Source organism: Salipiger pentaromativorans, assembly GCF_024721115.1.
Classification (GTDB): domain Bacteria; phylum Pseudomonadota; class Alphaproteobacteria; order Rhodobacterales; family Rhodobacteraceae; genus Salipiger; species Salipiger pentaromativorans.
Genome location: NZ_JAMDHK010000019.1, coordinates 75824 through 86088, shown reverse-complemented (window position 1 = coordinate 86088; position 10265 = coordinate 75824). Strand labels below are relative to the sequence as shown.

At 67.0% G+C, this 10265-nt stretch carries 10 protein-coding genes; 5 read left to right on the top strand and 5 right to left on the bottom strand.

Going from position 1 to position 10265, the window contains the following annotated elements; genetic code table 11:
• Positions 1–75: 75 nt before the first annotated feature.
• The gene (locus M4578_RS22410) at positions 76–1920 is read right to left on the bottom strand and encodes a hypothetical protein (RefSeq protein ID WP_258095367.1); all 1845 of its coding nucleotides are present in this window, start codon (positions 1918–1920) and stop codon (positions 76–78) included.
• A 102-nt stretch (positions 1921–2022) separates the two neighbouring features.
• On the opposite strand from M4578_RS22410, the gene M4578_RS22405 reads away from it, so the two are divergent.
• The 5 genes from M4578_RS22405 (at position 2023) to M4578_RS22385 (ending at position 5707) form a co-directional block, all read left to right on the top strand.
• Positions 2023–2772, top strand: coding sequence for a flagellar hook basal-body protein (locus M4578_RS22405; RefSeq protein ID WP_258095366.1), 750 nt, complete (start codon positions 2023–2025; stop codon positions 2770–2772).
• Between the two features lie 15 nt (positions 2773–2787).
• Positions 2788–3573, top strand: coding sequence for a flagellar basal-body rod protein FlgG (gene flgG, locus M4578_RS22400; RefSeq protein WP_258095365.1), 786 nt, complete (start codon positions 2788–2790; stop codon positions 3571–3573).
• 3 nt (positions 3574–3576) lie between these two features.
• The gene (flgA, locus tag M4578_RS22395) at positions 3577–4239 is read left to right on the top strand and encodes a flagellar basal body P-ring formation chaperone FlgA (RefSeq protein WP_258095364.1); all 663 of its coding nucleotides are present in this window, start codon (positions 3577–3579) and stop codon (positions 4237–4239) included.
• Entirely contained in the window at positions 4236–4997 is a 762-nt protein-coding gene (locus M4578_RS22390; RefSeq protein WP_258095363.1) for a flagellar basal body L-ring protein FlgH, read from the top strand. Before flgA ends, M4578_RS22390 begins: the two co-directional genes overlap by 4 nt.
• 86 nt (positions 4998–5083) lie before the next feature.
• Positions 5084–5707, top strand: coding sequence for a hypothetical protein (locus tag M4578_RS22385; RefSeq protein WP_258095362.1), 624 nt, complete (start codon positions 5084–5086; stop codon positions 5705–5707).
• A 144-nt stretch (positions 5708–5851) separates the two neighbouring features.
• Here the strand turns inward: M4578_RS22385 and M4578_RS22380 are convergent, their stop codons facing one another.
• The 4 genes from M4578_RS22380 to M4578_RS22365 form a co-directional block, all read right to left on the bottom strand.
• Entirely contained in the window at positions 5852–6520 is a 669-nt protein-coding gene (locus tag M4578_RS22380) for a flagellar hook assembly protein FlgD (RefSeq protein WP_258095361.1), read from the bottom strand.
• Between the two features lie 16 nt (positions 6521–6536).
• Positions 6537–8336: a flagellar hook-length control protein FliK gene (locus M4578_RS22375; RefSeq protein ID WP_258095360.1), complete on the bottom strand. Its 1800-nt coding sequence runs from the start codon at positions 8334–8336 to the stop codon at positions 6537–6539.
• Complete coding sequence (locus tag M4578_RS22370) at positions 8333–9082, bottom strand: sigma-70 family RNA polymerase sigma factor (RefSeq protein WP_258095359.1); 750 nt, start codon at positions 9080–9082, stop codon at positions 8333–8335. Before M4578_RS22370 ends, M4578_RS22375 begins: the two co-directional genes overlap by 4 nt.
• Positions 9083–9158: 76 nt before the next feature.
• The gene (locus M4578_RS22365) at positions 9159–9926 is read right to left on the bottom strand and encodes a hypothetical protein (protein ID WP_258095358.1); all 768 of its coding nucleotides are present in this window, start codon (positions 9924–9926) and stop codon (positions 9159–9161) included.
• Positions 9927–10265: the final 339 nt, after the last annotated feature.

Genomic DNA, 10265 nt, shown 5'->3' with positions numbered 1-10265 from the left:
GGCAGATTGCCCACCCTACCCTTGCAGGTTTCGCCGCTTGATCCCGTAGGGTGGGCAATCTGCCCACCGCCCCGTTCAGTTCAGCTTGTCCACGTCCGGCAGGCTGTCGAGCATCTCCTGGGCGTTCTCGATCCGCGCCCGCGCCGTGTCTTCGCGCAGCGGCAGCAGCTCGGGCGCGGCGATGGTCAGGCCGCGGGCAATGTCGCCCCAGCCCGGCAGTTCGGTGAGGCTGGGAAACTCCTGCGCCAGCTCGGCGGTCTTCGCGCTGTCGCCGTTGCGATGCGCGGCCAGCAGATAGCGGATCGCGTCGGGCAGCGGCAGCGCATCGCCCAGCCGATCGCGCAGCGCGCCATAGGCGGCCAGCGCCGCCGGCCAGTCCGCGCGCTCGAACTGTGCCTGCGCCCGCAGCCGCAGGATCTGCACCGGCACTTCGCCGCCCTCGTCCTTCAGCAGCTCGCCCGTCTGCCCGGTCTCTTCGAGATAGCGCGCCGAAACCAGAGCATAGCGCCGCGCCAGATCCGGATCCGCCGGCGTCACCGGCTGCGCCAGCAGCGCGCCCAGCGTCTCGATCTGCCCGCCGGCCAGCAGCGCCTCGGCCTCCTTGACCGACAGCCGGTCGAGCTGACCCGGCTCGGCCTCGGCAATGCCCAGATCCTGCGCGGCGGTCAGATAATCGTGGATCGTGGCATATTCCCGCGCCGCAACCGTGGTCGCCCCGGCGGCGAGAAAACGGTCGGCAAAGCGCTCCGATGACAGCGCAAAACCGACCGTGAAGCGGAAATAGGGCGCAATGCGCTCGTGCCAGCCCATGAATCGGCCCAGCGGCACCTCGGCGCTGGCGCCGCTTTGATAGAGATCGTCGATCAGCGCCCGCGCCTTCTGCTGCGCGACATCGGCCAGCGGCGAGTCCGCCTGGCGCTGGATCAGGCGGCCATAGCTTTCGATGGCCGACACCGGATCGCCCGAGATCGCCTGAAGCGAGGCCAGATCATCCAGCGTCTCGCCGCCATAGCGGTCGCCGCGCCACAGCTCGGTCTCCAGGGACAGCATCGTCACCGCCTCTTCGGTGCTCACCGCCTCGTGCCGCAGGCTCAGATCCACCAGCGCCCGCCGCGCCCGATGCGCCCAGAGATCGCTGCCGTCCTGCGCCTGCACATAGCTGTCGAAGGCCGCCAGCGGCTCGTCGCCCATCTCGGCCACCCGGCCGAGCAGGAAGTGATAGGCCGGGCTGTCCTTGAGGGCGGGATAGCTGTCGAAGGCGCCGGCAAGATCGCGCGCCAGCCGCCACTGCTCGGTTTCGATGGCGCATTCCAGGAACCCCGGCAGCACCCGTTCCTGCACCGGCTTGGGAAACCGGGCGAGCCGCATCACCGCATCGGTCAGCAGCGGCCCCGCCCCGGCGCAGTCGGCGTCGCGCAGATGCGAAAGCGCCAGAAACAGCGGCTGATCCGCCCAGCCCGCATGGACCGGCTCCAGCAGCGCCCTGGCGCGTTCGGTCAGCGGGCGGTCGCGCGGGTCGATGAGCCCCAGCGCCAGCTCGAAGGCGCCCGCGCGCAGCTCATGCGCAGGCGGCACTTCGGTGCCGCCGACATGGCCCAGCACCGAAAGCCCCTCGGGCGCCATGGCATGGGCAAAGAAGAACTCGGCCAGATCGGTGAGCGCCCGCGCCAGATCGGGCTGGCGGTCGCCCGCCGCGATCACCGCCTCCATCAGTGCCTTGCGCTCCTCCAGAAACGGCTGTGCCTGGCGCTGTGCAAGATACAGCGCCGGCGGGTCGATGACCCGCATCGGGCTCAGCAGCGCGGGGGTGAGCTGGTCGGCCGCGTCCACCGGGCTGCGCTGCGCCAGCACCGGACAGGCGCAAAGCAACACCGCCATGACCGCCGCGTGACGCCCCCGGAACGCACAAGAATAGGCCACTTTATTTGTTTGCCTCACCATGATTATGCTTGCTTTATCTTATCTGAAATCGCATTCTCGGCAAGAAAAGAATGTTCGGGCAAATATTGGCGAGTTTGGTGCATGGATAATTCGACCTATGTCGCGCTGTCGCAGCTCACGGCGCTGGAGCGCCAGCTTGACGTGACGGCGAACAATATCGCCAACGCCAATTCCACCGGCTTCAAATCCGAACGGGTGCTGTTCGAAAGCTATCTCCAGCAGGACGATGCCGCGCTGGCCGGGGACGGCACCAATTACCTCATCGACCGGGGCTCTTATCTCGACGACACGCCGGGCGCGGTGGTGCGCACGGGCAACGCGCTGGACATGGCGCTGAGCGGTCAGGGCTGGTTCGCCTATGCGCTGGCCGACGGGCGCACCGGCTATGGCCGCGACGGCAGCCTCGTGCTCGACGCGCAGGGCCGCGTGGTCACCGCCAGCGGCGCGCAGATCCTCGACCTGGGTGGCGCCCCGCTGGCGATTCCGCCGGAATTCGCCAGCACGGTGAGCATTTCCGAAGACGGGGTGATCTCCTCGACCGAGGGCGGCGTTCTGGGGCAGGTCGGCATCTTCGCCCTGCCCGACCGGCAAAGCCTGGGCCGCGCCGGCGGCGGGATGTTCATCCCCGAGGAGGGCACCGCCCAGCTCGACCCCGACGAGACCGGCACCCAGATCATCCAGGGCGCGGTGGAAAGCAGCAACGTGCAGGCGGTGAGCGAGGTCACCCGGCTGATCGACATCCAGCAGGCCTATCAGCACGCGCTCAACCTCATCGCCTCGGACGATGAGCTGAAAAAGCAAATGCTGAGCCGTATCGGCCAGACCAGCTAAGCGAAGGAACGCAATATGAAAGCCCTGAGCATCGCGGCAACCGGCATGATGGCGCAGCAGACCAATGTCGATGTCATCTCGAACAATATCGCCAACGCCAACACCACCGGGTTCAAGAGCGCCCGCGCCTCGTTCACCGATCTCATCTACGAGAACATGTCGCGCGAGGGCGCGGTGACCGCCGAAGAGGGCAACACCCGGCCCGTGGGGCTCGATGTGGGTCTCGGCGTACAGACGGTGGGCACGGTGCGGCTCAACACCCAGGGCGGGCTGGCACAGACCGAAAACCAGCTCGACCTGGCGATCGACGGGCGCGGCTATTTCACCATCAACCTGCCGGATGGCGGCCAGGCCTATACCCGCGACGGCAGCTTCCGCCTGTCGGCCGAGGGCCAGATCGTCAACCATCAGGGGTTCGAGGTCGATCCGGGCATCGTGCTGCCCGACAACACCACCGCCGTCGAGATCAGCGAGACCGGAATCGTCAGCGCCTATGTGGAAAACGACCCGATCCCCGTCGAGGTCGGCCAGTTCACCCTGACCACCTTCGTCAACGACGCGGGCATGCATCCGCTGGGCGACAACATGCTGGAAGCGACCGTCGCCTCGGGCGATCCGATCCCGGCGCTGCCGGGCGATGCGGGCATCGGCATTCTGCGCCAAGGCTATCTGGAAAGCTCGAATGTCGACATCGTGCGCCAGATCACCGATCTCATTCAGGCGCAGCGCGCCTATGAGATGAACTCCAAGGCCATCGAAACCGCCGATCAGATGATGTCTGCGGCCAACCAGATCAAGTAAGCCATGCTGCGCCGCCTCTTTCCCCTGATCTGTGCACTTGCCCTGACGCCCCTCGCCGTGTTCGCCGAGGCGCCCGAAGTGCTGATCGAGGAACAGGCGCGGCAGAGCTGGGGCAACGATCTGCCGCCCGACGCGCGGGTTCATGTGCGCTTTACCGGCGGCACGATCGAGGAGGCCGAGATGATCTCGGCCTTCTGGATGGACCGCGACACCGGCCAGTTTCTCGCCAATGCGGTGACGCCCGAAGGGATAACCCACCGGCTGCAAGGCCGGCTGCTCGCCATGCTCGAGCTGCCGGTGCCCACCCGCCGCCTGATGCCGGGCGAGCTGGTCGGCGCCGGCGACGTCAAGACGGTGGAGTTGCCGGTGAAGCGCGTCGGCGCCTACACCATCACCGATCCGGGCAAGCTCGAAGGCATGCAGGTGCGGCGGATGCTGGCAGCGGGTCGCCCGGTGATGACCCAATCGGTCATGGAGCCGCTGGTCATCGACCGCGGCGACAAGGTGAACATTCTTTACGACGACGGCCGGCTGGTTGTGACCGCCCCGGGCCGCGCGCTGGACGATGCCCATCGCGGGCAGGAGCTGCGCATCGTCAATCTGGTCAGCAATGCCCCGCTGGTGGCTGTCGCCCGCGGAGAAGGACTTGTCGAGGTGATCCGATGACCCGCCCCCGCGTCGCTCTTTTCAGCGTGTCCGCGCTGGCCATCGTGGCCGGTTGCAGCACCCCGGTTTTCGACCGCGACCCCGAGCTCAGCCGGATCGGCGTCGATAGCGACGATCTTGCCGCCGCGCGCAGCGTCAACGTGCCGATGCCGCCGCCCGAACCCGCGCGTATCCCCTACCGCGCCGAGGCGGCGTCGCTTTGGGAACACGGCTCGACCGGGTTCTTCGGTGATCAGCGCGCCACCCAGGTGGGCGATCTGCTGACCATCGTCATCGAGATCGAGGACGAGGCCAGCCTGCGCAACGCCTCGGACCGGACCCGCACCGGTTCCAGTACGATGGCCTATCCGAAATTCTTCGGCTACGGCACCCAGATTGACAAGATCCTGCCCGGGGTCGAACCCGAGGATCTGCCCTCGGACAATATCGTCGACATCACCTCGACCACCGGCGCCTCGGGCGATGGCACGATCAACCGCAACGAATCGATTTCGCTGCGCATGGCGGCGCTTGTTGTGCACGAGCTGCCAAACGGCAATTTCGTGGTGGTCGGCCGTCAGGAGGTCAAGGTCAACGAGGAACTGCGCGAGCTGCGCGTCTCGGGGATCATCCGGCCGCAGGACATCGACATGGGCAATACCATCCCCTACGACAAGATGGCCGAAGCACGGATCAGCTATGGCGGGCGCGGTTCCATCAGCCGACAGCAGACGCGCGGTTATGGCGAGGATGTCATGGACATTATCCTGCCTTATTGATCCGGAATTTGGTCACCATTTAAATAAACTATCGCCAGAATTGCCCTTCATACCGGACGCTGACTCAGGAAGCGCGGGATTCGGATATGAAGAAAGCATACGTTGCCTTTGCCGCCCTGCCGGTGCTTTGCGGCGCCGCAGGATACGGGGCAGGACATTTTCTGCCCCCGGCGGAGGAACATGGCCCGCAACACGCGGCGGTGACCGATGATGGCGGGCGCAGCGAGGCCGAAAAGGTGCTCGATGAGATGGCCACCAAGGCATCCGAGCCCGTGGTGACCGAGGAACACGATCCCCATATCGCGAACCCCTCGTCGTCGCATGGCGAAAGCCGCCCGGCGCACGAGACCGAGGCGAGCCTGATCCGCGCAAGCGCCTATTCCGACAGCAGCGTGGTCCGGCTGGGCCGCGTCAGCGTGCCGGTCTACCGTGCCAACAGTGTGACCTATGTGGTCTCGGAAGTGGGCGTGGCGATGCGCGACACCAAGGTCGCCGAAGTGTTCAACGAGGCCGAGAACGCTTCGCGCCTGCGCGACGCGGTGCTGACTTCGATGCATCGCGCGGCCAGCACCTCCTCGATGCAGGGCGTGAACATCGACACGCACAAGCTGTCGGAAACCCTGGCCTCGGACCTGCGCGCCGGGTTCGGCGAGGACGTGTCCAACGTGCTGTTCCTGTCGCTCGTGAAAGCAGACGTGCCGCGGAGCTGATCCGCGGCCTTCAACCGAACGCAAAAGGGTCGCCGCGCCATTCCCAGCCCGGCGGCCCTGTGCCGTTCGGCACCACATCGCTGTTCGATAAGAAATAAGGCGGCTTCGCCTGTCCCGCGCCAAAGGCAACGGGTATGCGCTGCCTCAGCGCACCTCTTCGATCATCCCGGCCAGCACCGTGGCGCTATTGGCCAGATGCAGCGTGGCAAGCCCGCTCTCATAGGTCATGCTCATGACTTCCGACGCCGCATAGGTCTGCGAGGCCACCGCGTCGCCCTTGCCGTCGACCGCCTCCAGCACCATCACATATTGCCCGTCCGGCAGCGGCAGCCCTTCGTAGTCCAGCCCGTCCCAGGTCAGCTCGTGCAGCTCGCCCGGGGTCACCGGCAGCCCGCCATAGCTGCGCAGGACGGTGCCGTCTGCGGTCTTGATCGTCAGCGTCACGCTGTCGGCCTCCTGCCCCAGCCGATACCCCAGCTCGGCGATACCGCCGCTCAGCCCCACCTGATTGGTGGGCGCCACAACGGTCTTGCCGATCAGCGACAGCCCGGTGATCGCCGAAAGGCTGGTGAGCTGCGAAGCGATGCCTTCGAGATTGGCGTTGGACGCCACGGCCTGTTCCACCTGGCTAAGCTGCGCGAGCTGCGACACGAAGGTCGTGCTGTCCATCGGCTCCAGCGGATCCTGGTTCTGGATCTGCGCCGTCAGCAGGGTGATGAAGCTCTGATAATCCTCGCTGAGCTGACTCATCGCGGTGGAAGATGTGCTGCTGGCACCACTCGCGGTGCCAAGGCCGAACGGGTCGATCGCCATACGGGCCTCCTCTCGGTTAAACCTGAATATCGACGCCGCCCGCCGGGGGGCGCCTCACCAGCCTGGGCTCGGGATCGGGCTCGGCCGCCTCGCTGGCGCGCTCGCTGCCCGGCAAAGGCCCGGCGCCGGCGCGGCTGCCCCCCTGCCCCGGGGTCTGGCCCTGTCCGGAATCCCGGGCGCCCAGATCGGAAAAGCTGAGCCCGCGCGCCTCCACCTGATGACCGGCGTCGCGCAGGACGGTCAGCAGACCCTCGCGGTCGGCGCGCAGCAGGGACAGGACCGAGGATTGTTCGGCCCGCACCGCCACCCGAAGGTGACCGCTGTCATCCGGGCCGATTTCGATCTCGAGCTGGCCAAGGCCCTCGGGTTTCAGCGCCACTCGGATCTGCCCCTCATCCCCGAGCCGGGCCCGGATCTGCCCGAAAATCGGCTCTGCCCCGCCGGGCGCCGGGGCGGGAGCCGCCGGGCGAAGCGCCTCGGCGGGTCGCGGAGCGACAACACCGCCAAGCGGGGTCGTCATCGCGACCGCCACCGGCGGAACGGAGGATCCCGAAGCCTCGGTCAGCGCGCCTGCGACAACCGGTGCGGCCACCACAACCGCCTCGGCGGCGGCCTGGGCCGGCACCGGCGCGGTGTTCTGGGGCTCGGCCGGGACGCCGGCGGCCTGCGAAGCCGCGGCAAAAGCCGGCGTTCCGAGTCCCAGCTCGGCCCGGCGCGGAATGAGCTGCGGCGTGCCATCGGCATCGGCCCCCATCTCGGCGCCTTCGGACCGCACCGCCTGCAAGAGACCGGTCTTCGGATCGGGGTCCGGCGGCAGCGCGTCAAACGCGCTCTGCTGCGCGGCCACGGTGATACGGTAGGCCCGGAGCGGTTCGCCCGCACTGACCGAAACCGCCTCCGCCGGGCCGCCACCCTGCGCCATGCCGGTTTCCGCAACCGTGCGGACCGCCGTCAGACCCAGGTTCGAGGGCGCCACAAACGGCACTTCCGGCGTCTGGGGCCGCGCCGGAAGCGTCGGCAGCCCCTGCCCCGCAGCGGCCCGGCGCGGCTCGGGCGTCGTATTTTCCGAGGGATCGTCGGCAGCCGCGACCAGGGCAAGTTCCGCCTCGCCCTCGACCGGAACAGGCTGCGGCGCGCGGTCCGGAACCGGCGCCACGTCAGCAGTGGTTTCAGGCATCGCCTCCACCGGCACGCCCCGATCCGCACCGCGCGACTGGCGCAGCGACCCGGCCGCGCCCTGCGCCAGCACGGCGCTCAGCATGCCCGGCACCGGCGCTTCGGGCCGCGACAGCGCCACCGCCTCGCTCACCACCCGCGTCACAAGCGCCTGCAATGCCGCACCCGGATCGGCGCGTTCGGCGTCGACGGGCGGCACCGGCATGTCGCCCTCTTCTCCGGCAAAGAGCTGCGCCAGCCCGGGCACGGCGTCGGCCAGCGCCCGCCAGTCCGGCTCGGCCGCGTCGGAGGCGAGAAGATCCGGGGACGCATCCTCGGGCAGCGCAGCGCGCAGCCGCGACAGTTCCGTCGGTGCCTCGGCCAGCATCCCGGCCAGATCCGCGATCAGCGGCGCAACGATTTCAGCGAGCTCCGCATCGTCCAGCTCGGGATCGGACAGCGCCGTCTCGGCCTCGGCCAGACGCGCCTCGATCCCGGCCCCGCTGTCGTCGGAAGCGCCCTCCTGCCCCGCCTCGCTCTCTTCCGGGCGCAGCAGCGACAGCAGCGAGGCAAAAAGCCCGTTCTGCGGCAGCTCGCGCGCCGGAACGGCCTTGGCCGGTTCCGGAACGGCGGCGGTGAGCAGGGAAAGCAATTTCATCATGACAATACGTTTCGTGAAAAGCCGCTGTCGATCAGGTTGCGCCGCAGCCGCAGCATGGCGCGCTTTTCGAGTTGGCGGAGACGGTCCTGCGACATGCCCAGATCCGAGGCGATGGCGCAGAACGGTTCGGGTTCGGGCGAAAGCCGGCGGCGGCGGATCACCTCTGCCTCTTCGGGGTGCAGCGGCGCCAGCGCATCGGCCAGAATCCGGTGCAACTGCTTGTGGCGGCTTTGCTGGCTGACCCATTCCTCGGGGCTCATATCGCCTGAGACCAGCGTGTCGCGCGTCTCGGGCGCGTCGTCGATGCTGCCGCTGTCGATGGTCACCGTCGCCTGCGCGGCCAGCCGCACGAGCATGCCCTCGTCCTCCGGCAAACGTCCGAGCTGGGCGTCGAGATAGGTGCGCGCCGGGATGTCGATCACCGCCTTGATCCGCGACAGCGCACTGGAGATGCCGTTCCTGACCCACCAGGCCGCATAGGTGGCAAAGCGCACCTCTTGCGCGCGGTCGAAACTATCCGCCGCGCGCAGCAGCCCCAGCATGCCCTCGGCAGCGAGGTCTTCGAGATGGGTGGGGTTGTCGGTAAAGCGCGACGCCTGCGACCAGGCCTGACGGGCATGCGCACGCAGCAGCAGTTCGAGCGCCTTGCGGTCGCCACGATCCTGCCAGCCGCCGATGGCCTCGCGCTCCTGCTCGAAACTGAGCAGGGGCTCGCGCATCGCGGCCTGATACGACATGGACATCATGAAGAAAGGCCCGCCCCATCCTTGCCTGCAAGGACAGGTAATCATAATTCTTCATGTGTCGGAAGAATTTAATGATTTACTGAAGGTTAAAGCGGGAAGGAAACCCGCTTTGCAGCGGCAGGTTTTCGCGCTCCGGCGCGCCCAGTACCGCCCGCAGCACGATTTCCATGCGCTCGGCCCAGTCGTCGAGCCCCAGCGGATCGTCCGACACACAGAGCAGATCGTCGTCGATCATATGCGGATCGGGGGCGGAGAAGCCCGGATCGAGCTCCGTCAGATAGGCACGAAGCTGCGGCTGCCAGAGGAAATCCGGGCGGGCGAACAGGTTGGGATCGGGCAGCAACGAGCGCTGATCGGCAAGCCAGTATTGCCCCAGGCTGCGCCCGAGCCCCTCGCAGAAGGCGCGTATGTCCAGCGCGGCCCCGCCGGCGCGCAACGCGGCGGCACGGCGGGCGGCGGCATGGGCCATAAGATAAAGCGCATCGGTCTCGCGCTCCATCGGCAGGTTGCCGAGGCTGAGCATGAGCTGAAGCGTTTCGCCGACGGCACCGCCCATCAGCCGCGACAGGTCGGTCTGGCTGCGCGGCAAGAACAGGACAAGCGTGTCATAGGGCAGATCCAGCGGCAGTTCCTCGACCAGCACGTCGCCCAACGGCAGCGACGGCGCCAGTTCCAGCCCGTCCGCCATGGCCAGCGGCCGGCTGCATTCGCCCCCCGCCAGAAGCGCCGTGCAGCGCACCGGGAGGATCTGCGAAAACAGCGCCTCGAAGCCGGTGTAACGGTCTTCCGCCGGCAGCGATACCTCACCCTGCCAGATCAGATTGAGCACATTCCCCCTGCGCATGTTCGACCCTGTCCCACGATTTTTTGTCCCTGAAACCACCGTATTTCCCGGTTAAACCTCGTGAAACCCACCAAATGTAAAGCACTGCACTAAATATAGCGGAGCCTGCGCATTCAAACCCAATATGGGGTTTCTGAGAACGTCCGGCTAAGCCTTTGTCTTTGCCGTATTTTGTGGGCTGCCCAAAGAAGAAATGCAGCTCGAAACCCTTAGCCACATCCCCTGAGTTTTCTTAACATTTCTGAAAAAACTTGTGGATATATGGCGGGCATGAGGAAGCCGAACACAAAATATGGCCAAACTCGTGCCTCAACCCCTAGATTCCGTCAGCATTACGCC

Bases quoted from the DNA above. Each gene is read 5' to 3' on its own strand.
- M4578_RS22405 (WP_258095366.1), top strand. From the start codon at position 2,023: ATGGATAATTCGACCTATGTCGCGCTGTCGCAGCTCACGGCGCTGGAG.
- flgG (WP_258095365.1), top strand. From the start codon at position 2,788: ATGAAAGCCCTGAGCATCGCGGCAACCGGCATGATGGCGCAGCAGACC.
- flgA (WP_258095364.1), top strand. From the start codon at position 3,577: ATGCTGCGCCGCCTCTTTCCCCTGATCTGTGCACTTGCCCTGACGCCC.
- M4578_RS22390 (WP_258095363.1), top strand. From the start codon at position 4,236: ATGACCCGCCCCCGCGTCGCTCTTTTCAGCGTGTCCGCGCTGGCCATC.
- M4578_RS22385 (WP_258095362.1), top strand. From the start codon at position 5,084: ATGAAGAAAGCATACGTTGCCTTTGCCGCCCTGCCGGTGCTTTGCGGC.
- M4578_RS22380 (WP_258095361.1), bottom strand. From the start codon at position 6,520: ATGGCGATCGACCCGTTCGGCCTTGGCACCGCGAGTGGTGCCAGCAGC.
- M4578_RS22375 (WP_258095360.1), bottom strand. From the start codon at position 8,336: ATGATGAAATTGCTTTCCCTGCTCACCGCCGCCGTTCCGGAACCGGCC.
- M4578_RS22370 (WP_258095359.1), bottom strand. From the start codon at position 9,082: ATGATGTCCATGTCGTATCAGGCCGCGATGCGCGAGCCCCTGCTCAGT.
- M4578_RS22365 (WP_258095358.1), bottom strand. From the start codon at position 9,926: ATGCGCAGGGGGAATGTGCTCAATCTGATCTGGCAGGGTGAGGTATCG.